General features: G+C 73.6%; 21 protein-coding genes. 12 read left to right on the top strand and 9 right to left on the bottom strand.

Annotation, left to right across the window (positions count from 1 at the left end):
* Positions 1–215: 215 nt before the first annotated feature.
* Together ABZ495_RS14050 and ABZ495_RS14045 are read left to right on the top strand one after the other, a co-directional pair.
* Positions 216–1,709, top strand: a complete 1,494-nt coding sequence (locus ABZ495_RS14050; protein ID WP_359835891.1) for a dienelactone hydrolase family protein — start codon at positions 216–218, stop codon at positions 1,707–1,709.
* A gap of 216 nt (positions 1,710–1,925) precedes the next feature.
* Entirely contained in the window at positions 1,926–3,215 is a 1,290-nt protein-coding gene (locus ABZ495_RS14045) for an amidohydrolase family protein (RefSeq protein ID WP_359835889.1), read from the top strand.
* A gap of 66 nt (positions 3,216–3,281) precedes the next feature.
* Here the strand turns inward: ABZ495_RS14045 and ABZ495_RS14040 are convergent, their stop codons facing one another.
* The 4 genes from ABZ495_RS14040 to ABZ495_RS14025 all read right to left on the bottom strand — a co-directional run bounded on the left by ABZ495_RS14040 (position 3,282) and on the right by ABZ495_RS14025 (position 6,438).
* On the bottom strand, positions 3,282–3,743 hold the full coding sequence (locus tag ABZ495_RS14040; RefSeq protein ID WP_359835886.1) for an ester cyclase: 462 nt from the start codon (positions 3,741–3,743) through the stop codon (positions 3,282–3,284).
* A gap of 105 nt (positions 3,744–3,848) precedes the next feature.
* Complete coding sequence (locus ABZ495_RS14035) at positions 3,849–4,352, bottom strand: cupin domain-containing protein (RefSeq protein ID WP_359835884.1); 504 nt, start codon at positions 4,350–4,352, stop codon at positions 3,849–3,851.
* Positions 4,353–4,668: 316 nt separating this feature from the next.
* Positions 4,669–5,403 (bottom strand): dienelactone hydrolase family protein, encoded by a 735-nt coding sequence (locus tag ABZ495_RS14030; RefSeq protein WP_359835882.1) that lies wholly within the window; start codon positions 5,401–5,403, stop codon positions 4,669–4,671.
* A 393-nt stretch (positions 5,404–5,796) separates the two neighbouring features.
* Complete coding sequence (locus ABZ495_RS14025) at positions 5,797–6,438, bottom strand: DJ-1/PfpI family protein (RefSeq protein ID WP_359835881.1); 642 nt, start codon at positions 6,436–6,438, stop codon at positions 5,797–5,799.
* 71 nt (positions 6,439–6,509) lie between these two features.
* On the opposite strand from ABZ495_RS14025, the gene ABZ495_RS14020 reads away from it, so the two are divergent.
* Positions 6,510–7,463 (top strand): DJ-1/PfpI family protein, encoded by a 954-nt coding sequence (locus ABZ495_RS14020; RefSeq protein WP_359835878.1) that lies wholly within the window; start codon positions 6,510–6,512, stop codon positions 7,461–7,463.
* A 221-nt stretch (positions 7,464–7,684) separates the two neighbouring features.
* Here the strand turns inward: ABZ495_RS14020 and ABZ495_RS14015 are convergent, their stop codons facing one another.
* Positions 7,685–7,906: a hypothetical protein gene (locus ABZ495_RS14015; RefSeq protein ID WP_352298391.1), complete on the bottom strand. Its 222-nt coding sequence runs from the start codon at positions 7,904–7,906 to the stop codon at positions 7,685–7,687.
* Between the two features lie 104 nt (positions 7,907–8,010).
* The gene (locus ABZ495_RS14010; RefSeq protein ID WP_359835875.1) at positions 8,011–8,403 is read right to left on the bottom strand and encodes a hypothetical protein; all 393 of its coding nucleotides are present in this window, start codon (positions 8,401–8,403) and stop codon (positions 8,011–8,013) included.
* A gap of 215 nt (positions 8,404–8,618) precedes the next feature.
* Between ABZ495_RS14010 and ABZ495_RS14005 the strand changes: the two genes are divergently transcribed.
* The 4 genes from ABZ495_RS14005 (at position 8,619) to ABZ495_RS13990 (ending at position 13,850) form a co-directional block, all read left to right on the top strand.
* Entirely contained in the window at positions 8,619–11,000 is a 2,382-nt protein-coding gene (locus tag ABZ495_RS14005; protein ID WP_359806766.1) for an FHA domain-containing protein, read from the top strand.
* Between the two features lie 311 nt (positions 11,001–11,311).
* Positions 11,312–12,115: an alpha/beta hydrolase gene (locus ABZ495_RS14000; RefSeq protein ID WP_359835872.1), complete on the top strand. Its 804-nt coding sequence runs from the start codon at positions 11,312–11,314 to the stop codon at positions 12,113–12,115.
* Positions 12,115–13,542, top strand: coding sequence for a SpoIIE family protein phosphatase (locus tag ABZ495_RS13995; RefSeq protein ID WP_359835870.1), 1,428 nt, complete (start codon positions 12,115–12,117; stop codon positions 13,540–13,542). The genes ABZ495_RS14000 and ABZ495_RS13995 overlap by 1 nt, the downstream gene beginning before the upstream one ends.
* Complete coding sequence (locus ABZ495_RS13990) at positions 13,539–13,850, top strand: STAS domain-containing protein (RefSeq protein WP_329485233.1); 312 nt, start codon at positions 13,539–13,541, stop codon at positions 13,848–13,850. Before ABZ495_RS13995 ends, ABZ495_RS13990 begins: the two co-directional genes overlap by 4 nt.
* A 245-nt stretch (positions 13,851–14,095) precedes the next feature.
* Here ABZ495_RS13990 and ABZ495_RS13985 read toward each other — a convergent pair whose 3' ends face one another.
* Both ABZ495_RS13985 and ABZ495_RS13980 read right to left on the bottom strand, forming a co-directional pair.
* Positions 14,096–14,269: a hypothetical protein gene (locus tag ABZ495_RS13985; RefSeq protein WP_329485234.1), complete on the bottom strand. Its 174-nt coding sequence runs from the start codon at positions 14,267–14,269 to the stop codon at positions 14,096–14,098.
* A 116-nt stretch (positions 14,270–14,385) separates the two neighbouring features.
* On the bottom strand, positions 14,386–15,699 hold the full coding sequence (locus ABZ495_RS13980) for a helix-turn-helix transcriptional regulator (protein ID WP_359806757.1): 1,314 nt from the start codon (positions 15,697–15,699) through the stop codon (positions 14,386–14,388).
* A gap of 348 nt (positions 15,700–16,047) precedes the next feature.
* On the opposite strand from ABZ495_RS13980, the gene ABZ495_RS13975 reads away from it, so the two are divergent.
* The 3 genes from ABZ495_RS13975 to ABZ495_RS13965 all read left to right on the top strand — a co-directional run bounded on the left by ABZ495_RS13975 (position 16,048) and on the right by ABZ495_RS13965 (position 18,390).
* Positions 16,048–17,298 (top strand): Ig-like domain-containing protein, encoded by a 1,251-nt coding sequence (locus tag ABZ495_RS13975; protein WP_359835867.1) that lies wholly within the window; start codon positions 16,048–16,050, stop codon positions 17,296–17,298.
* Between the two features lie 137 nt (positions 17,299–17,435).
* A complete protein-coding gene (locus ABZ495_RS13970) occupies positions 17,436–17,840 on the top strand; it encodes a nuclear transport factor 2 family protein (RefSeq protein WP_359806753.1) in 405 nt (134 codons plus the stop codon).
* Positions 17,812–18,390 (top strand): nuclear transport factor 2 family protein, encoded by a 579-nt coding sequence (locus tag ABZ495_RS13965; RefSeq protein ID WP_359835865.1) that lies wholly within the window; start codon positions 17,812–17,814, stop codon positions 18,388–18,390. Before ABZ495_RS13970 ends, ABZ495_RS13965 begins: the two co-directional genes overlap by 29 nt.
* Positions 18,391–18,489: 99 nt before the next feature.
* Here ABZ495_RS13965 and ABZ495_RS13960 read toward each other — a convergent pair whose 3' ends face one another.
* On the bottom strand, positions 18,490–20,067 hold the full coding sequence (locus ABZ495_RS13960) for an AMP-binding protein (RefSeq protein WP_359835863.1): 1,578 nt from the start codon (positions 20,065–20,067) through the stop codon (positions 18,490–18,492).
* Between the two features lie 429 nt (positions 20,068–20,496).
* Between ABZ495_RS13960 and ABZ495_RS13955 the strand changes: the two genes are divergently transcribed.
* Together ABZ495_RS13955 and ABZ495_RS13950 are read left to right on the top strand one after the other, a co-directional pair.
* Positions 20,497–21,135 (top strand): hypothetical protein, encoded by a 639-nt coding sequence (locus tag ABZ495_RS13955; RefSeq protein WP_359806747.1) that lies wholly within the window; start codon positions 20,497–20,499, stop codon positions 21,133–21,135.
* A gap of 283 nt (positions 21,136–21,418) precedes the next feature.
* Positions 21,419–21,649, top strand: a complete 231-nt coding sequence (locus tag ABZ495_RS13950) for a hypothetical protein (RefSeq protein ID WP_359806744.1) — start codon at positions 21,419–21,421, stop codon at positions 21,647–21,649.
* Positions 21,650–21,750: the final 101 nt, after the last annotated feature.

Below are 21,750 nucleotides of genomic sequence, written 5' to 3'. Positions count from 1 at the left end.
TACCGCGGCCCTGTTCACGGTAGGTCACGGGCCCCGCGACGCACATGAGTCCAGCGACTGATCGGCACCGGGCCGCATACGACCGCAGGAGGAGTCGCGCCACCTCCCGTGGTCGCAGGCCGGCCGCTGGTCCGGCGCAGTCGGTTGCCACCGCGGTCGTACGGGGCCCGCTCCGGACGACGACCGCGGTCGTACCCGGCGACGACCCGGGATCGATGTGGCGGCGCAGGCCCGGCGCCGACGATGGGCGGGTGACCGAGATCATCACGGGGCTGTCCATGTCCCCCCTGGAAACAGTTGTCCTGCTGGGCGCCGTCGCACTGGTGGTGGCGCGCTGGCTGCCCCCCGCCGCCCGCCCGCGCGTCACGATCGCGGCCGGGGCGGTCGAGGTGCTGTCCGCGATCCTGCTGGCCGTGGCGGGAGTCCGCTGGCAGATGCTGCCGGTACTGGCGGGCGCCGCCTTCGCGTTGCCGTTCGCCGTCCTTCCCCTGCGGCGACGCCCTACCGGCCGACCCGCGTGGCGGGCCCGCTGGTGGCTGGCGCTGCCCGGATCACTGGCCTGCGCCGGCCTGATCGCCACCGGCCCGGCGGCCGCCTGGGCCTTCCCCGTACCCGTCTTCCCCGAGCCGTCGGGCGACTTCGCGGTCGGCACCCGGGTGGTGCAGTGGACCGACCCGCTGCGCCCCGAGACCTTCACCGCCGACCCGGACGACCGGCGCACGGTCGTGGTCCAGCTCTGGTACCCCGCGCAGCGGAGCCCCTCGGGCACGCGGCGGGCCCAGTACCTCGGACGCACGGAGCAGGAGGCGCGTACCGTCTCCGACGCCCTCGCCCAGGGGGTCGGCCTGCCGGGCTTCCTGGTCGACGGGGTTCCGCACGCCCGCTCCCGCTCGGTCTTCGACGCCCCGGTGGACGGTGGCGGGGGCCGGTTCCCCGTCGTGCTGTTCTCTCCCGGGTCGGGCGGGGTGCGTACCCAGAACACCGCCTGGGCGGAGGAGCTGGCCAGCCACGGGTACGTGGTCGCCGCCCTTGACCACCCGTACGACTCCGCCGCCGTCGTCCTCGCCGACGGCCGGACGATCACCACCGAGACCGCCTCCAGCGGCGACCCGGACGAGGACGAGAAGCTCGCGGCCGGGTGGACCGCGATCCGGGCCGCCGACCTCGGCTTCGTCCTCACCCAGTTGGACGGTCTGGACCGCGGTGCGATCGCCGACCCGCTGAACGGACGCCTGGACACCGGCCGGGTCGCGGTGGCCGGCCACTCCATGGGTGGGGCAGCGGCGCTGCAGGCGGCCCGGCAGGACCGCCGGTTCGACGCCGTCGTCGACCTGGACGGCTTCCCCCACGGCCCGACCACGCCGTCCCTCGTCCAGCCGGTGCTCGCGCTCACCCAGGCCATCACCCCGGCGACCGACGCCCGCTACCTGCCCCGCCTCACCGAGGCGCTCGGGTCCAGTACCGCGACGAGCTACCGGCTCACCGTCCCCGGCGCCGCGCACCTCACCTTCATGGACGGCCCCCTCTATCTGCCGCCCGTGCCCTCGATCGTCGGCACCCTGGGCCGCGTCGAGAGCCCGCGCGTCGTCGCCGCGGCCACCCGCGCCTTCCTGGACGCCGTCCTGCGAGGCGCACCCGGCGACCAGGCCCGCGACCTGGCCGCCGTCCTCCCGGCGTACGGCGAGCTCAGCGTCCACCGCCCCGGATAGCCGCCGCCGAAGAACCGCTGAGCAGCGTTGGTCGGGCGAGCGTGGTGAGCTCGTGCGGGGTCGGTGCCGTCCGCGGACGGCACCGACCCCGCACCGGTGGGTGGCGCGGGTCGTAGACTCCCTGCGTGGCGGGCGGCTTCCGCGCCGGTGAGGTCGAGGACCTCGGGTGGTCTCTCGCCGTCCCGCCCTACTCAGGATCCCCCGGGGGTGGACGCCATGGCCGCGGCAACGACGATCGTGAACGCCAAGGTGTTCGACGGCACGAGGTCGCGGGACTGGACTTCGGTCCGGTTCGCCGACGGGCTGATCACCGAGTGCTCGGCGGCCCCGGCCGCCCGGGACGGCGACGACGTGGTCGACGCGGGTGGCGCAACGGTGTTCCCCGGACTGATCGACGCGCACGTGCACCTCGTCCCCGGCGCCCTCGCACAGTCGTTGACCTTCGGCGTCACCACCGTTCTCGACATGTTCAGCAAGCCCGACCTGGTGGCGCGGGCCAAGGAGCAGGCCGGTTCCCGTCCGGACGTGGCCGATGTGCGTTCCTCGGGTGTCGGTGCCACGGCGCCCGACGGACACCCGTCGCTGATGTACGCCCCGTTCCCGACCCTGACCGCCGCCGACCAGGCCGAGCGGTTCGTCGCGGAGCGGATCGCGGCGGGTTCGGACTATCTGAAGATCATCTCGGGCACCGGCGGTCTCTGGCCGTCGCTGGACTCCGGGACCGTCACCGCGCTGGTCACCGCCGCTCATGCCCGCGGCCTGCTCGTCGTCGCCCATGTGAGCTCGGTGGCCGGTGTCGAGGAGGTGGTGGCCGCCGGTGTCGACGTGCTGGCCCACGTCCCCGTGGACGCCGAGCTGGGCGAGGCTCTGGTCGGACGCATGGCCGAGGCCGGGATCGCGGTCGGTCCGACGCTCGCCACCATCGAGAACACCCTCGGTGAACCCGGTGGCGCGGCCGTGGCGGGCGACCCGCGGCTCGCCGGGCCGCTCGGCGAAGCCTGGACACGGCGGTTGACCTCGGCCGCCCCGGGCCGGCGCGGCCGGGCGATGCCGCCCTACTCCCGGGCCGAGGAGAACGTACGGCGGCTGGCCGACGCGGGGATCACGCTGCTGGCGGGCACCGACGCCCCGAACCCGGGGACCGTGTTCGGGGCGAGCCTGCACCGGGAGCTGGAGCTCCTGGTCCGGTGCGGCATCGGCCCGGCGCGGGCCCTGGCCGCCGCCACGGCCGAGCCGGCCCGGGTCTTCGGCCTCGCCGACCGGGGACGCATCGCGGCCGGGCGGCGCGCGGATCTGGTCCTGGTCTCCGGTGACCCGTTGACGGACATCACCGCGACCCGCGCGATCGAACGGATCTGGCGCGGGGGCACGGCCTGTGACCGACGCACCTTCGTCGCGAGCCCCGCCGAGGCCGAGCAGCTCGACGCCTTCGACGCCCAGGTCGCCAGGGCGGTGGCGGCCGTGCGCGAACGCCGGTCCCCCTTCGCCCCGAGGAGGGCCCGCTGACCGCGAGCCGGCACGACGCGCGGTCCCCGGCCGCTCCGATCGGCGCAGCCTGGGCATGGCAGGGTGTCAGCTGGGACCGCTCCCGGGCGCCGCTCTCGCGGCGGCCCTGATCTCCTCGGTCGACAGTCCGGCCTGTTCGCAGAGCGTGGCGAGGTCGAAGTAGATCCGCTCGCCCGCCATCCGGCCGTCCTTGAACGGCGCGACGTTGGCGAACGGCACCACGAACGACCCGCCACCCGGCGGGACACCGAGCCAGGGGCCGCCGCTCGTGCCGCGCAGCTCGCCCCAGACGACGATCACGTCGTCGCCGAAGGTCATGCCCTGGTCGACGGGCACGATGTCGGGGAAGGCGGTGAAGAAGGCCGCGTAAGCGGCACGGGTGGCCGCCTTCCCCTCGACCCGGCGTCCGAGGGCCACCGTCTCGAAGAAGCAGTCGTCGGTGAAGGTCGCGAGCACGGCATCGAAGTCGCGCGCTCTCTCGGCTTCGCGGTGGACCTCGAAGAGGCGCAGCATCTCGTCACGTTGCATGCCAACGTTCTCCCGTCGGCCGGGCCCCGCCCAACCCATGGGACCCGTTCATCAGCCGTTCGGCCCCCGGCGTCAGGCGACGGGCAACGGGCGGCGGGGCGGGGCTCAGACCGGTTCGGAGGAGCGGCAGTAGCGGTGGATGAGCTCCTCGTGGCCCGGGAACCGGGCCACGAGGTCCGCGGGCCGGCCGAGGGTCATGTCGGCGAAGTCGAAGCCAGGTGCGACCGCCTCGCTGATCAGCCCGTGGTCGCCGGACGTGAGGTGCGAGGCCTTCCAGACACCGCCCGGGACGGCGAGCGTGAGGTGCTGCCCCCGGGCCGGGTCCTGGCCGAGGACGGCGGTCTCCGCTGTTCCGTCAGGGAGCAGCAGGTGGTACGTGATCGGGTCACCGTGGTGGTGGAAGTGCAGGATGTCGGACCGGTTGAGATGCCAGTGGCCGATCGGCGACCAGGAGGTCAGCAGGTAGTGGATGGAGGTGAGGGTGTACCGCTCACCCGCCGGCGTGCGCACCCGGGCGCGGTGGTCCGCCTGGAACGTACGCCGGAAGTACCCGCCCTCCACATGTGGCTCAAGCCCCAGCAGCTCGATCCACTCGCGTGCCGTCGTCATCCCACGCTCCCTCGCCTCGGCACCCCATTGTCCCCCGCGGCCCGACGGCGAGGGCGGCGTTCGTGAGGCCTCGGGCCCGCAGGGAAGGTGCGGGGATCGGGGAGCGCGGCGCCGGCGGGAACCGTGTCGTACACGCTCCCGGCGACGCCGCGGCCGCGATCCGGCGGCGGTCCGCACCCCCGGCGCGGCTGGACCGTTGGCCGGAAGCGCACTCCGCGGAAGCCGCGGTCGGATCGACCTGACCGCCCGCCGGGGCGACCGCTCCCGTCGGGACTCCCCGGCCCGGTCCGTCAGGTCGGTGTCCGCTCGGGAGGCCTCAGCCCTTCGCCACGGTGCGGTCCAGGAGTGGGAGCAGCCGGTCCCAGTGGCGCTCCAGCCCGGACGGGCTGAAGGCGTCGGTGTCGGCCATGGTGAAGCCGTGGAGGGTGCCGGGGTAGATCTCGGAGGTGTGGTCGACACCCGCGGCGTCCAGGGCCCGGTTGAGCTCGGCGAGTGCCTCGGGTGTCATGTCGCCCTCGGCATGGCCGAGGTGGACCTGGGCGGTGAGCCTGGAGAAGAGGCCGGGCCCGTCGGCGCCCACGGGGCCGTGGAACGCGGCGACGGCGGCCACCCGGCCGGGGTGGGCCGCGGCGGTGCGCATCGCCAGGAGACCGCCGATGCAGTAGCCGGTCACCGCGACCGGACCGTCGCCGACCTCGGGCCGGGCGGTCAGGAACCCGAGGTAGGCCTCGGCGTCGCTCAGGGCGCGCTCGGCGGTGTGCGCCTCGATCAAGGGCATCAGCTGGGCGAAGACCGCGGGCCGGGCCTGCGCTCCGATGTGCGCGGGAAGGTCGAGCACCGGTGTCGGGCCGTGCCGGTAGAAGACGTTGGGGACGAGCACGTAGTACCCGTGCCCGGCCAGTTCGAGGGCCAGCTCCCGCAGCACGGGCCGGATACCGAAGCCGTCGGCGTACATCAGCACCCCGGGGTGCCGCTCGCCGTCGTCGGGGAAGGCGGCGAACGCGTCGGCCTCGCCGTCCGGGGTGGGAATCCGCAGCGTCTCGATGGGCATGAACTCTCCTGTCGTGGTTGATGTGTCGAACCCGTGGTCCACACGACAAGGGGCGGAGCCCGGGCGACGCCGGGCGCGGGCCGAGGGTCCGGGCGCCGCGACGCGCCGGGCGGGCCGGTCCTCGGCCGGCCGGGCCCTCGCTCGAACAGCGGGCCCGTACCGGCCCGTTCGGCGCTCAGGAGAGCACCGGGTCGCCGATCCGTGTGTGGCGCGAGGCCGTCCCGGTAGTCATGGTCACGAAGCGTAGTCCACCGGACCGGGCCGCCGCCGGGACGGCATGCCGACTTGGCGGTTGGCAAGGATGATCTCGGCCAACGGTGCGGGGGGCGACCTGGCGGCGTCCGGCCCGCCGCCGCTCGACCGGGCCGGACGGGATCCGGAAACCCACCGCGATCAGGGCCGCCCGGCCCCGGCGGCGGTGCTCTCGGGTGTCCAGGTGTACTCCATCTGGCGGGCGGTGCGGCGGGCGAGCCGTTCGCCGAAGAGCCGGCCCACGAGGTGCAGGCTGGCGTCGATCCCCGCGCTGATCCCGGCGGAGGTGACGATGTCGCCGTCGTCGACCCACCGGACGTCGGTGCGCACCCGGACGCCGGGCCAACGCCGGGCCAGCTCCTCCTGGTCCTCCCAGTGGGTCGTGGCCGGGCGGCCGTCCAGCGCTCCGGTGGCGGCGAGCAGGAAGGCCCCGGTGCAGATGCTGAACGTCAGCGCGGAGGTCTCCCGGCGCCGGGCCAGCCAGTCGATCACCTCCCGGTCCGCCTCCACCGCCGTGGTGACACCGCCGGGGATCACCAGCACGTCGAAGGGCGGATCCTCGTCCAGGGTGTGATCCGCCAGGATCCCGAGCCCGCCGCGCGCACGGACCGGGCGGTCGCCGGCCGCGACCGTCACGACGCGCAGCAGGGGCCTGTCGTCGGCGGTGCGGGCCAGCCGGCCGGCGGTGCTGAAGACCTCGAAGGGGCCGCCCATGTCGAGGACCTCGACCTCGTCGAAGAGGAGCATTCCGAAGGTGAGCGGTGCGGTGCTGTCGATTGGCATGCCACCAGGTTCGGGCCTCGCGGGCCTCGCGGGGCAGTGTCGGAAAAGACGCGTGCCGCTAGGATTCCGCCATGCGTAGCCACCGGATCGCCTGCCTGGCCTTCGACGGCATGGCCCCGTTCGAACTCTCCACGGTCGCCGAGGTGTTCGCGGTCCCCCGGCCGGAGCTGGCGGTGGACTGGTGGTACCGGTTCGAGCTGTGCGCCGAGACCCCCGGACCGCACCGGGTCGTCGGGGGCTTCGACATCGTGGTGCACCACGGGCTGGACCGCCTCCGGTACGCCGACACCGTCATCGTCCCGGGGGTCGCGGACGTGCGCCGTGAGGTCGCCCCGGCCGTGCTGTACGCGCTGCGGGACGCGCACGCGCGAGGAGCGCGCGTGGTGTCCATCTGCAGCGGCGCCTTCGCCCTGGCCGCCGCCGGCCTGCTGGACGGGAAGGAGGCGACCACGCACTGGCGGCACGCGCGGCTGCTCCAGGAACGTCATCCGGCGGTGGCGGTCGACGCGTCGGTGCTCTACGTCGACCACGGGTCGGTCGTCACCGCCGCCGGAACCGCCGCCGGCATCGACGTCTGCCTGCACCTCGTCCGCACCGACCACGGCGCCGACGTCGCCGCCCGGGTGGCCCGCCGCATGGTCGTGGCCGTACACCGCGAGGGCGGCCAGGCCCAGTTCGCGGAGCATCCGGTGGGCAGGGCGCCGTCCGACGATCCGGTCGACACCGCCATGCGGTTCGCGCGGGACAACCTGCACCGGCGCCTCGCCGTCGAGGAACTGGCCGGGCTCGCGCACCTGTCGGTCCGGCAGTTCGAACGCCGCTTCGTCGACGCGGCCGGTCTGCCGCCGGGACGCTGGATCACCCGGGAGCGGATCCGGGCCGGCGCCGTCCTGCTGGAGTCCGCGGACCAGCCGATCGAGGGGGTGGCCGCCCGGGTGGGACTGACCGTCGCGGGCTTTCGCCACCACTTCCGGGAGATGATGGGCGTCAGCCCCGCCGTGTACCGGCGCCAGTTCCGGCGCTGACCGGCAGGGTCGACGCCTCCGGGCGTCACGTGGTCCTGACGGTTCCGGCCCGGCGACTCGCCGGGTGGCCGGTCCAGGTCCGGCAGCCCGGCCGCGCCGGCGAAGCGAAGTCGCCGAAGAGAGGTCGCCGGAGTGACGTCGCCGGAGTGAGCGCGGCGAACGCCCGGGTGATCGGGCGGCCGCCGCAGGTCAGGACCGCGCGGCGGCACGCACGGAGCCGGTCAGATCTGCCGGTCCGGGTCGGAGAAGGTCAGGCCGCCGACGCCGAGCGGGCGCCGCACCGGGGCGGGCTCGTCGACGGTCTCGGTGGGCGGCTGGCGGAAGTCGGCGCCCTGCTCGACCGGCAGCAGTCGGCGGCCGCCGGACTGGGCGGGCACGGCGGAGGCATCGGCGACGGGCTCGGAGAACGCGGGCAGCCCGAGGCTGCGACGGTCAGGGGTCATGATCCCAGTCTCGCAGCAGAGCGGCGCGAACCAAAGCACGATCGACGTGACGAAGATCCGGCCCCGCCGGCGGCACGGACCCCCGGCCCGCTTCGTCGGGCCCGCTACCAGAGGGTGGCCGGTCCGGTGAGGACCCAGCCGGTGTCGGTGGGCCTGACCCAGAAGCCCAGGGCCAGCTCGATCCTCCGGCCGCGGCAGGTGAGCTCCACGTAGAGGTGGCTGCCGGTGGGCCCCCAACTGAAGTCGGCGAGGTCGAGGTCGCCCAGCCAGGACAGGTCCCGCTCCCACGCGTCGGCCGCGGGGCCGCGCCCCGCCCCGGCCTCCTCGGCGCCGGTTTCGCGAGCGCCCGCCCACAGGGACGTGAGCACGTGCCGGACCGGCGCGTGCTCGACGAGCTGTTCGGCCTCGGAGATCCTTCCGAACCGCAGCAGGCCGAAGTAGCGGCGGACGACGGCTTCTACATCGGTCTCGGCGGGGAGCTCCGTCCAGGTCTTCACCAGCAGGATCGTAGACGCCCTCCGGCGCCGGTCCGCGCCGGGCGGCCGACCGGGGCACGGGCGGGCTCGTACGCGGGCCGCTGTCCCGGTCCCGGGGGGTGACCGGAACCCCGGCCGTCACCCGCCGTGGCCGAGCGCCGCCCCCACGTCCGCGGCTCCGCCGGGGGCCCGGCCGGCTGGGGAACTATCGGGCCGACTCGTCTAGCATCGGTGGTATGGCAGAGCGAGAATTCGCGCTCACCGCGCCGCAGCTCCTCATCGAGACCGACAGTGACTCGCAGGTGATGAGCCCGGGGCACAGCTATGCCGTCGGGCGTGACCCCACCAGCGACGTCGTGTTCACCGACCCGAGGGTGTCCTGGCACCACGCCGTCCTGCACGTCGACGACGGCCACTGGATGCTCGACGACGCCGGCTCCACCAACGGCACCTTCTGCCAGGGCCACCGCGTCCAGCACCTGGACGTCGGCCCCGGGTACATCCTGCGGTTCGGCAACGCCTCCGACGGCCCCTGTTGCACCCTGAGCGCCCTGCACAGGCCGACCGTGGTCAGGGACCCGCAGCCCTCCGCGCTGACCGCCATCACCGGCCTGGACCGGCCGCCGACCAGCGTCCGCCGGCTGCCCGCCAAGGTGATCCGGATCGGCCGGGCGCCCGACAACGACCTGGTGCTCGGTGACCTGTCCGTCTCCCGGCACCACGCCGAACTGCGCGCCCATTCCGACGGCCGGTACGAGATCGCCGACCTGGACAGCCACAACGGCACCTACCTCAACGGCCTGCCGATCCGGCAGGCCCTGGTCGGTCCCGCCGACATCGTCGGCATCGGCCACTCCGCCTTCTGCCTGGTCGGCGACCAGTTGCAGGAGTTCGTCGACACCGGCGACATCGACCTCGACGTCGAAGGCCTCACCGTCGAGGTGGGCGACGGCCGCGTCCTGCTCGACAAGGTCTCCTTCCCGGTCGGCCAGCACTGCCTGCTCGCCGTCGCCGGTCCGAGCGGCGCCGGCAAGTCCACCCTGCTCAACGCTCTCACCGGCCTGCGTCCCGCCGACCGCGGCACCGTGCGCTACGACGGCCGCGACCTGTACCACGACTACGCGGAACTTCGGCACCGCATCGGCCTCGTGCCGCAGGACGACATCCTGCACACCCAGCTGACCGTCCGCCGGGCCCTCGGCTACGCCGGTGAGCTGCGCTTCCCCGGCGACACCGCCCCCGCCGAACGCTCCGCCCGGGTCGAGGAGGTGATCACCGAACTCGGTCTGACCAAACGCGCCGACCAGGTGATCTCCACCCTCTCCGGCGGCCAGCGCAAACGGGTCAGCGTCGCCCTCGAACTGCTCACCAAGCCGTCCCTGCTCTTCCTCGACGAGCCCACCAGCGGCCTCGACCCGGGCATGGACCGTTCGGTGATGCAGATGCTGCGCGGCCTGGCCGACGACGGGCACACCATCGTCGTGGTCACCCACAGCGTGCTCAGCCTCGACCTGTGCGACCGCCTGCTGCTGCTCGCCCCCGGCGGGCGCCTCGCCTGGTACGGGCCGCCCGGCGAGACCCTCGACCACTTCGGGTTCAAGCACTGGTCCGAGGCCTTCGAGGCGTTCGAGAACGAGACCGACCGCGACTGGGCGGGCCAGTACCGCGCCTCGCCGCCGTACAAGCGCTACATCGCGGGCGCGACCGCACGACCGCCCCAGCCCGGGCAGCTCGGACAGGCCGGGCAGCCCGGCGGCGCCGCTCCGGCGGCCGCCGTGGTGCCGCCCCTGCCCAAGCCCAAGCCGAGCGGCTGGAGCAAGCAGGTCTCCACCCTGGTACGGCGGTACGCCACCGCGCTCTCCGCCGACCGCACCTTCCTCGCCGTCATGATCGCTCTGCCGTTCGTCATGGGCGCCCTGACCCGGGCCCTGGCCGGCAGCCGCCTCGACGACTCCACCGCCCTCAACACCCTGCTCATCCTCTGCGTCAGCGGCGTACTGATCGGCGCCGCCAACGCGGTGCGCGAACTGGTCAAGGAACGCAGTATCTACCAACGCGAGAGAGCCGTCGGCCTGTCCAGATCCGCGTACCTCTGCTCGAAGATCGTGGTGCTCGGAACCATCACCGTCGTCCAGTCGGTGGTCCTCACCATGGTCGCCCTGGCGGGGGTGCAGCTCGGGCCACCGGGCACCGAGGGCGTCCTGCTGCCCCCGCTGCTCGAAATCACCCTCGCCGTCGCCCTGCTCTCGGTGACCGCGATGATGCTGGGCCTGGTGATCTCGGCGCTGGTGAAGAAGGAGGAGGTGACCATGCCGCTGCTGGTGCTGGTCGCCATCGTCCAGGTCGTCTTCTGCGGCGCGCTGCTCCAGCTGAACGGCGCGCCGGTGCTCAATCAGCTCTCCTGGCTGGTCCCCTCGCGCTGGGCCTTCGCCGCGATGGCCGCCACCCTCGACCTCGGCGCGGCCTTCCCGGCCACCTTCAGCGACGACCCGCTCTTCACCCACTCCGTCGGCACCCTGCTGCTCGACCTGGGCATGATGGTCGTCCTCTCGGTGCTCTGCGGGGTGCTGGTCAGCCGACTGCTGCGCCGCCACGAACCCGCCATCATGCGCGGGTAGCGAAAGCCGCGCCGGGCGCCGTGCCGCCCCCGACGAGGGCCGTCCCCGCTGCCCGGCGGGGACGGCCCTCGAACGCGGCCCACGCCCACCCCTCGGCCCCGCGGAGCGGGGCCCGGCGGAGCGGGGCGGAGGAGTGGGCGGGGTCGGGACGCGGGGCACCCCCACGACCGGGCGCAGCGAACATTCCCTGTGTATCCGCCCCACGAAAGGGTGGGGCCGGCCGGGTCCCGCAGCCGGCGCGGTGGCCGGGCGGGCCGTTCTCGTCGGGCCGACGGCGGTCACCTCCCCGGCGAGGTGGCAGGATGCGTGGCATGGACATTCGCCGCAGGAACAACGTGAGATTCGCCGGCCCCGCCGACGGGCCGGTGGTCGTGCTGGCGCACGGGTTCGGCTGCGACCAGAACATGTGGCGCCTGATCGTGCCGGCCCTGGCAGAGCGGTACCGGGTGGTGCTGTTCGACTACGTCGGCTCCGGTGGGTCCGACCTCTCGACCTGGAGCGAGGAGCGGTACTCCTCGCTCCGGGGCTACGCGCAGGACGTGGTGGAGGTGTGCGAGGAGCTGGACCTGCACGACGCGGCCTTCGTCGGGCACTCGGTCAGCGCGATGGTGGGGGTCCTGGCCGCCGAGGCGGCGCCGCAGCGGATCGGCGCGCTGGTGATGGTGGCCCCCTCACCGTGCTACATCGACGGGGAGGACTACCGGGGCGGCTTCAGCACGGAGGACATCGAAGAGCTGCTGACCTCCCTGGAGTCGAACTACCTGGGCTGGTCCTCCGCCATGGCGCCGGTGATCATGGGAAACCCGGAGCGGCCGGAGCTGGGGCAGGAGCTGACGAACAGCTTCTGCGCCACGGACCCGGACATCGCCCGGGTCTTCGCCCGGACCACCTTCCTCAGCGACAGCCGCGGGGACCTCGCGAGCGTCCGGGTGCCGACCCTGGTCCTGGAGTGCTCCCAGGACGTGATCGCCCCGCGCGAGGTCGGCGCGTACGTGCGGTCCGCGATCCCCTCCTCGCGCCTGGTCACCCTGGACGCCACCGGACACTGCCCGCAGCTGAGCGCGCCCGAGGCCACCGCCGAAGCGATCCTGGCCTTCCTGGAGGAGCGCCGGTGATGACCCGCCCCGGTGACGGACCGGAGCGGGCGGGAGCCGGCGATCAGGCCGCGACGACGGCCGCGTTCAGCGCTCTCCTGGAGGACAGCGCCGAGGACCTGTACGAGTCCGCGCCCTGCGGCTACCTGTCGACGCTGATGGACGGCACCATCGCCAAGATCAACACCACCCTGCTCGACTGGCTCGGCCTCGAACGCGCGGAGGTGGTGGGCCGGATGCGCTTCGCCGACCTCCTGACCGTCGGCGGAAAGCTGTACCACGAGACGCACTTCGCGCCGCTGCTGCAGATGCAGGGCGAACTGCACGGCATCGCGCTGGAGATGAGGACCGCGGCCAGGGGCCGCCTGCCGGTGCTGGTGTCCTCCGTGCTCAAGCGCGGCACCGGCGGGAAGCCGCTGCTGATCCGCAGCACCGTCTTCGACGCGTCCGACCGCCGCGCCTACGAGGCCGAACTCCTGCGCCGCCGCCAGGACGCCGAGCGGGCCCGCGCCGAGGCGGAGCAGGCCCAGGCGGAGGCCGAGCGGGCCCGCGCCGAGGCCGAGCGGGCCCGGGCGCAGGCCGAGCGGGCCGGCGCCGAGGCCGAGCGCGCACGGGCGCAGGCCGAAGCCGCCCTGCGGCAGGCCGAGGCCGACCGGCAGCGGTTGGCCGAGGCCCTCACCGTCCTGCAGAAGTCCCTCGTCCCCTCGTCACTGCCCGCCGTACCGGGGCTGGAGGCCGCCGCCTACTACCACACCGCCTCCCCCGACCGGCTCGGCGGCGACTTCTACGACCTGTTCCCCCTCGACGACGGCCGCTGGGCGTTCTTCCTCGGTGACGTGTGCGGCAAGGGACCCCAGGCCGCCTCCCTCACCTCGCTCACCCGCTACACCCTGCGCGCCGCGGCCCTGCACGACCCCGAACCCGCCATGGCACTGACCACCCTCAACGCCGTCCTGCACGAGCACTACGCCGCCGCGGGCGACCCGCGCTACTGCACCGCCGTCTTCGGCGTCGTCGAACCCGCCGACGACGACGGCCGCGTCGGCGTGCGCATCGCCTCCGGCGGCCACCCCCCTGCCCTCGTCCTGCGCGCCGACGGCAGCACCGAGTACCTTCCCACCCCGGGCGGCCTGCTCATCGGCATCCTGCCCGACGCCCCGTTCACCACCGCCCGCACCACCCTGGCGCCCGGCGAGACGATCCTCCTCTACACCGACGGCCTCACCGAGGCCCGCACCGGCCCGACCCGGGAAAGCCTCTTCGGCGACGACGCCCTGCTCGCGTTCGCCGCCGACCACGCCCCCGCCCCACCCGACGAGACGATCAGCGCCCTCACCGCACTGCTGAAGAGCTTCGGCGACGGCCTGGACGACGACACCGCTCTGCTCGCCCTCGGCGTCCCCGCCACCGACTCCCCCATCCGCCCGACGACGAACCCACGGCGATGAACCCACTGAACATCACCCACCGCGACGCGCCCACCGGCCCCGCTCTGCAGGTCGTCGGCGACCTCGACTACGAACACGCTCCCACCCTGCGCGCACGCGTGGAGTACCTCGCGCTGCGCCCCGGCCAGTGCCTGGTCATCGACCTGTCCGGCGTGGAGTTCTGCGACTCCAGCGGCATCACCGCCCTCCTCGCCGCCCGCCGCCACACCCAGGCCGCCGGTGCCGAGCTGACCCTGACCGCGGTGCCCGAGAACACCCTGCGCATCCTCGCGATCACGGGTCTCACCCAGATCTTCACCATCGTGTGAGGACGGGGCACCGAGCGGGCGCGGCCGACCGCCCCGGGGCCGGCTCCGCGCGACGGCTCCGGGACGGCTCCGGGACGGCTCCGGGGACGGCTCCGGGACGGCTCCGGGGACGGCGAGTCCGAGCACACGCAGCGGTTCGTCCGGGCAGTCGCCCTGCGTCGACCACGTCCGCGGCGCTTACGACCGCACCCTGGGCGTGGGGAGCGCCGGAGCTGGCCGACGTCAGGCTCCGGAGCGAGCGGCTGTCAGGCGGAACCACCCCGGCGGGAGGGCCTGGCGTGCCTCGGCCTGCGGATCCGGTCGTCCCGGACCACCGCCGCCCGTGGCCGCCGGTGGTGATGCGCCGGGGACGGAGCCGTGGCGGCCAGGATCGCCGCCAGCACCAGCGGGCCGAGCAACAGCACGAGGTTCACGGTCATGTGCGCCTCCCAGGGGTTCCGGAACGGACACCGGCCGTCTGCCCCACACCTCCGGGCCCATGCCCCGCCGGCTCAGACTCCCCGCTGCCGTCCGTGCGCGGCGCGCCGGGCCGCCGTCACTGCTGGAACGGACTCGGCTCCCAGGCGTGCCCGCCGATCGGGTAGACGAACAGCGGCCGGCCCTTCACCGCGCTGGTGCGAAACGGCGTGCCGTGGCCCAGGTCGACCGGGACCGTCCCCTTCCGGTCGCCGCTCGACCACTCCAGTTCGAGGTACCAGCTCACCTCGTGCGAGGTGGTCTCGGCGGAGACCTCGATGACCTCCGGGTCGTTCTCGCTCACCTTGACCGGCAGACCGGTGCTGCCCTCGGTCACCACCGCCCGCGGGCGGACCGCGTCCAGATCGAGGTCGTAGGAGTGGACGTCGACTCCACCGCCGCAGCCCTCGCCCATGGAGTAGGCGTTCCAGGCGAGGGGAGGCCCGATCCGGACGACCCGGACGTTGAGCTTCGAGAGCACCACGGTGTCCTTGCCGGTGCCCTGCACGACGACCTCGATCGACTGGTAGTGACCGGGAACCGCGCCGACCTGGGAGACCCAGCCCGCCACGTCCGGTAGCTCGGGCGGGCGGGGGACCTCGGACGGCGGGCGGTCCACCACGTACTGGTCGCAGGCGCTGTCCCAGCCGGACGGCCGGACCGAGACCGTGAACGGGGGGCTCGTGTCCGCCCCGCCGGTCGGCCCCGGCGAGCCCGGACCCGCTCCGGCGGACGGGGAGGCAGGGGCGGAGGCGGAGGCGGAGACCGGGGCCGGGGCGGAGACCGGGGCCGGGGCGGACGGCGAGTCGTCAGCGCCCGGGGCCGGGGAGCCCGCGGACGACTCCAGCCCCGTGGCGACGGCCCCGACGGCAGCCAGCACCGCGGTGACCGTCACCGCGGCCAGGATTCCCCGCCGGCGGACCCGCCTGAGCCGCTGCGCGGCCCCGGGAACCGGGTCCGGTCCGACGCGGTCGGCGACCACCGGCCCCACCTCGACGGCACCTCCCGGGTCCGGAGCCTCCGGCGTCACCGAGACCATCGGAGCCTCTGGCGTCACGGAGATCACCGGTGCCACCGGAGCGACCGAGGTCGCCGCTTCCGTCCGAGTCCCCGCCGGATCGGCCGGTCCGGACCCCGGTGACGTCCTGCTCCCCCGCGCCGCGTGGACGATGACCCACAGTCGGTACAGCTCGACGAGTTCCTCCGGCGTCGCCCTGCACAGCCGCGCGAGGAGGTCCAGCGGGGCGAACTCCGTCGGCACCACGTCGCCGGTGCAGTAACGGTGGAGCGTCGAGGTGCTCAGATGCAGCCTCTTCGCCAGCGCCCCGTAGCTGAGCCCCGAGCGGCTCTTCAGCTCCCCGAGCAGCCGGGCGAGCTCGTCCCGCTCCCCCATCTCCCCCAACCCCTCCGCCACCGTTCCTCCGCCCCGCTCTTCCCTGTCCGCAGTGCTCGCGCCGTACGGTCTCCGGCCGCTTCCGGCGGTCGGACTCGGCGCTGTGGCGCCCCGCCGCGGCCGGATCACCGTGAAGCGATCTTCGGAAGAGAAGCACGCCGCTCACCGTCCCACGGTTCCCGAGGCCGGTCTCGCCGTTGCGCCGTCCCGTGGACGCGTCCCAGGAAGGTTACGTCCTCCCAGCTCAAAGCCGGTAAAGCCGTCCCCGCGTCCCAGATCGCCCGGCTGCCGTTGCGGCTGGGACGAAGCGGCCGAGAAGCTTCCGGCGAACACCGAAGAGGAGCACAAGTGAGCACTGTTCAGGCACCCCGGACCGCGATACGCCCCGGCGACCGTTTCAACCGCGGCGCGGTGGCGCTGACGATGGGCGGCATCCTGCTGCTGACCGCGGCCTGCGGCGACGACGGGGGCAAGGGCGACGAGGCCCCCCGGGCAGCGGGCACCGCCGCCGCCGACGGGCCGGCGGCCACGGCCACGGCCCTGCCCAAGACCTCGGCCGCCGTGCTGGACGTCGCGCCGAAGGACGGCGCCCGGGGCGTCGCACCGGACGCGCTCCAGGTGTCCGTCTCCCACGGCAGGCTCACCAGCGTCGACGTGACCGACAAGAACGGCACGCCCGTCCCCGGCTCGATCAGTGCGGACGGCACCGGCTGGAAGCCCGCCGCCGCACTCGCCCCCGGTACCGCGTACACGGTGAACGCCCAGGCGCTGGACGCCGACGGCCTCGCGGCCGCCTCCACGAGCACCTTCACCACCCGCACGCCCGACAAGCAGGTCTCCACCAACGACAACATCGCCGACGGCCAGACCTACGGCGTGGGCATGATCATCAAGGTGGAGTTCAGCAAGAAGATCACGAACAAGGACGCCGTCGCCAAGGGCATCACCTTCGAGACCGACAACGGCACCGAGGTGAAGGGGCACTGGTTCGGCGACGACCGGCTGGACTTCCGCCCCGCCGACTACTGGAAGCCCGGTACCAAGGTGACGATCCACTACCGGCTGAAGAACGTCGAGGTCTCGCCCGGCGTCTACGGCGACGTGGACAGGGACGAACCGTTCACCGTCGGCCGCTCCCAGGTCTCCACGGCCGACTCGGCCGCCCACACATTGACGACCGTCCGGGACGGCAGGAGCACCACCGTGCCCGCCACGCTCGGCGACGACAAGCACCCCTCGTGGGGCGGCACCATGGTGATCATGTCCAAGGAGAAGGTCACCCACATGAACTCCCGGACGGTCGGCCTCGGCGACGAGTACGACATCCCCGCCGCCCCGCACGCGATGCGGCTCACCAGCAGCGGCACCTACCTCCACGGCAACTACTGGTACAAGGGCGACCCGTTCGGCAAGGCGAACACCAGCCACGGCTGCGTCTCGCTCAAGGACGTGGAGGGCGGCAGCGACACCTCCGTCGCGGGGGCGTTCTTCAACAACTCCCTGATCGGCGACGTGGTCACGGTCGTGAACACCAAGGAGAAGACCGTGGCGCCCGACAACGGACTGGGCGGCTGGAACGTCCTCTGGGCGAACTGGTAGACCCCGGCGGCCGTTTCATCCCCCGGGAATTACGTGCGTTGCGCACGCTTTTCCGCTACAGTGATAAGCGTGCTTCAAGCACGCTTCTCCGAACCGTCCCCAGCGGGACGCGCCCGCACCCGGCCGAAGGAACTCCCATGAACCGCACCACTCTCCGCACCGACATCCGCGCCGCCCTGACGGACCTGCTGCTCACCCCGGGCCTGGACCTGGCCGAGGCCGCCGACCGGCACTTCGCCCCCGACTACCGCCAGCGCACCGACGGGGAGTGGGCGGACCGCACCGAGTTCCTCGCCCACATCGCCCACCTGCGCACGGTCGTCACCGGCGGCTCCGTCGAGGTCCACGACGAGCTCGTCGACGGCGACCGGTACGCCGACCGCCACACCATGGAGATCGTCAAGGCCGACGCCTCCGTCGTCCGCATCGAGGTCTACGTCTTCGCCGAACTCGCCCCCGACGGCCGCTTCCGCCGCATCGAGGAGACCACCCTCATGCTCGAAGGCGCCGACGGTGACCGGAACCTGGGCAGCGCCCGCTGACAGCCGGCGCCGACCCAGGATCGTCTCGCCGGCACAGGGGACCGGCGAGACGATCCCCGGTGACGGTCACCCGCTGACGGCCCGGGACACCCCTCGGGCCGCGGAACCGGCCGCCGGGCGGGCCCCCGGGTTTGCCCGGCGGTGGGCGAGGTACGTCTGCCGAAGCTTCGCCGGGCAGAGTACTCGGCGGCCCGAGGAACCACGGAGGTTCGATGAACACCAGCCCCGCCGCGGTGTCGAAGCGGCGTTCCGCCACTACCGGGCACAGGACCGGGAAGCAGCCCTGCCGCTGTACGCCGACGACTTCACCTTCACCAGCCCGCAGGACGACCACATCGAGAAGGAGGCGTTCTTCCAGCGGTGCTTCCCCACCGCCGGGCGCTTCAGCGAGCAGAGGCTGCTGCGCGTCACGCCCGCCGACGAGGAACTCGTCCTCGTCCAGTACGAATACGAGCTCGGCACCGGCGGCCGGTACCGCAATGTCGAGGCGATCACCGTGCGGGACGGCCTGATCCACGAGGTGCAGGTCTACTTCGGCGGCAGGGCGTAAGCGGGGCCGCGGGCTCGGGAGCGGCCGCCGGGGCCGCGGGCACCACCCCGGGTGTGGCGCCCGCCTCCGGTGCGGAGCGAGCGCCACACCTGGGCCCGGTCAGCCCGGAAGGGTGTCGCGCAGGCGCTTCCTGTCCGGCTTGCCCACGGGGGTGAGCGGGATCTCGGGCACCAGGTGCAGGGCCTCCGGGGCGTAGATGCGGCCCTGGCGGGCGGTGACGAAGGACCGGATCTCGTCCAGCTCCGGGTGGTGTCCCGGGGCGGGGACGACCACGGCGTGGACGTGTTCGGCCTGCTGGGCGTCGCGCAGACCGAGGACGACGCACTCGGCGACGGCCGGGTGGGTGAGGAGCAGGTCCTCCAGCTCGGAGGGGTAGACGTGGCCGCCGACCACGATGATCTTGTCGGTGAGGCGGTCGGCCAGGTAGAGGAAGCCGTCCTGGTCGAGGTGGCCGATGTCGCCGGTGTTCAGCCAGCCCTCGCGCAGCACCTCGGCGGTGAGGTCGGGCCGCTTCCAGTACCCCGCCATGAGGGTGCGCGAGCGGACGTGGATCTCGCCCAGCTCACCGGCTGGCAGCTCGGTGCCGTCGCCGGAGCGGATCGCCACCTCGACGCCCGGGAGGGGGCGGCCGACGGAGAGCCGGCCGCCGTGCCCGACCCGGTCGTGCTCGTGCGGGCCGAGGGCGGCGATGTTCTGCGCCTCCGACATCCCGTAGCCGCTCGCCAGGATCGGCCCGAACACCTTGATCGCCTCGCGGACCCGGGTCGGTGAGGCGACGCAGCCGCCGTACAGGATCCGCTCCAGGCTGGACAGGTCGGTGCCGGTGATCGCCGGGTGGTCCAGCAGCCGGTAGAGCAGCGGAGGCAGGACCCACAGATCGGTGATGCGTTCGCGCTCGACGGCGGCCAGCACCTCCCCGGGGTCGAAGGAGCGCTGCAGGAACACCGAACCGCCGTGATACAGCGTCAGATCGACCAGCACGCCCGCGAGATGGGCCAGCGAGGTGGCCGCCAGGAGGCGGCGCTTGTCACCCTGCGGGCCGAACGGGACGTCGAAGACCCTGCGGTAGGGGCCGTGCAGACTGAGGATGCCCTTCGGGATGCCCGTGGTACCACCGGTGTGCCGGATGCCCAGGTCGTCGTCCGGGCCGACCCGCACGGCCGGGGGCTCGGCGGGCCGGCGGGCGGCGGCGGCGATCACGTCCTCACCGATCGCGTCCCCGCCGACCGCCCCCGGGCCGGGGCCCAGGGTCAGCACGGTCGGTACGTCGACCAGGGCGAGCAACTCAGGTGCGCTCGCGTACCGTTCGGCATCCACGAGGAGGACGGCGGTGTCGACGCTCGTGACGATCTCGGCGAGCACCGAGGCGCTCATGCCGTCGTACAGGTTGACCAGCCGGGCGCCGGCGAGTCCGGCGGCGTAACGGGCGCTGAGCGCCTCGGGTGTGTTGCCGCTGAGCAGCGAGACGGTAGAGCCCCGGGTGACGCCCCGGGCGAGGAGTTCCTGGGCCAGGCGGTAGGTGGCGTCGACCAGTTCGCCCGCGGTGACCGTGGCACCGTCGGCGGTGGTGACGGCCGGCCGATCGGGGTCGCGGGCGAGGGACCGGAGGATCAGCGCGGGGGCGCTGACGAACTCCGCGTCGTACATGGCCACTTCTTCTTTGTAGTTTGCAACCATATCGACAGGCTAACCCCAACCCGGCTGCCGCGATGCCGATTCGGGGACGGGGTGCACACCGGCCGGGGGCTCCGCTCCGGCCCGCCCGGCGAACCCGTCCCATCCGCCGGGCAAGTGATGGGCAAGGCGCGGTAAAGGCTGTGCGCAGCTCCTTGAGGGATCCGACGGCCCGTCAGTAACGTCATGACCACTTCAGCAGATGGTGGGTCCGCCGACATCCCGCACGCATGTCACGGCCCCGACGGTGAGAGGCGCCCCCTCAGACTCAGGGCGCCCCGGTCCCAGTACAGCGCGCCGCACCAGCCGGCCCGCGGCCGACCGCCGGGGCGGGCCCGCACATGCCGAGTACCGTCAGCACGGGCCCGAGCCCGTACCGGCGCGCACCCCCGCCGGCACCGGCCGCGCCCTCGCCCCACGGAGGGTCGACCTTTGCGCCACCACTCCCCCCGCAGCCCGCGTCCGTCGCGGCCGCGCGGACTCCTCGCCGTCCTGACCGCGCTCGCCGTGGCGGCCACCGGCCTGCTCGCCGTCGCCCCACCCGGCGCGGCGGCCGCCACCTCCGACGCGTCCGGATCGCCCTCCTCCGGGTGGACGGCCACCGGCACCGGCGACAGCTGTACCGGCATCCAGCTGCTCGGCAATCCCGGCTTCGAGACCGGCAGCGCCGCGCCCTGGACCACGACCGCCGGCGTCATCGACAACGCCGGTCGGGAGCCCGCCCACAGCGGCGGCTGGAAGGCCTGGCTCGGCGGCTACGGCTCGTCCCACACCGACACGCTGTCCCAGTCGGTCGCCCTCGCGGCCGGCTGCCGTGCCACCCTCGGCTTCTACCTGCACATCGGCACCGCCGAGTCCGGGGCGACCGCGTACGACAGACTGACGGTGTCGGCCGACGGCACCACGCTGGCCGCCTTCAGCAACCTCGACGCCGCTCCCGGCTACACCCTGCGCGGTTACGACCTGTCCGCGTTCGCCGGCCGGACCGTGACGATCACGTTCACCGGCGCCGAGGACCCTTCGCTCCAGACCACCTTCACCGTGGACGACACCCTCGTCCGCACCTCCTGACCGCCGCCGGGTGGGCTGCGGCGCCCGGTCCCCAGCCGACCGTCCGCGCCCGGCGCGGCGGGCGGGCCGCGGTACTCGGCCGGGCCGCGCTCTCACCTGCCGTATTCGCTCCATCACGCTCGGCGGCGGCTTGCTTCATGAGTCGAATGATCGACTGAGAAGGTGCTGCGGAATCCTTCGAAATCGGCGAGCTCTGGCGTACCTTCAAGGAAGCAGAGGCCAATCGAACAGTTTGTTCGTCCACTTGTTGAACTCAAGGCCGAGGCGGTCAGAGGAGGGTTCCATGGTCAGCAGTGCCGGCGACGGCCCGGTCCGCGGCGGGAGGCCCACGGCGAGGTCCGGCCGGACGACGGGGCGGATGTGGATCCGCACGTACCGGGTGGACGCCGACGGGCGACCGCTGGACGCCGTCGAGCGGCGGGAGGAGTACGCGCCCGTGGCCCCGGTGCCGCTCGCCAAGAGCACCTGGCCGCCCTGCGCGTGCCCCCGGCACAGCGCTTCGCGGTCCGCATAGCTCCCCGGGGCCACCGGCGACGCCGGCGACGGCCGCCGGGCAGGCCGGCGACCGCCGCTCACGAGGTGCGCCCACAGCGGCAGGCCTCGGGCCCTGTGTCG

Source organism: Kitasatospora sp. NPDC005748 (genome assembly GCF_040630735.1).
In the GTDB taxonomy this organism is placed as follows: Bacteria; Actinomycetota; Actinomycetes; order Streptomycetales; family Streptomycetaceae; genus Kitasatospora.
This window is presented reverse-complemented; position numbering and strand designations above follow the sequence as displayed.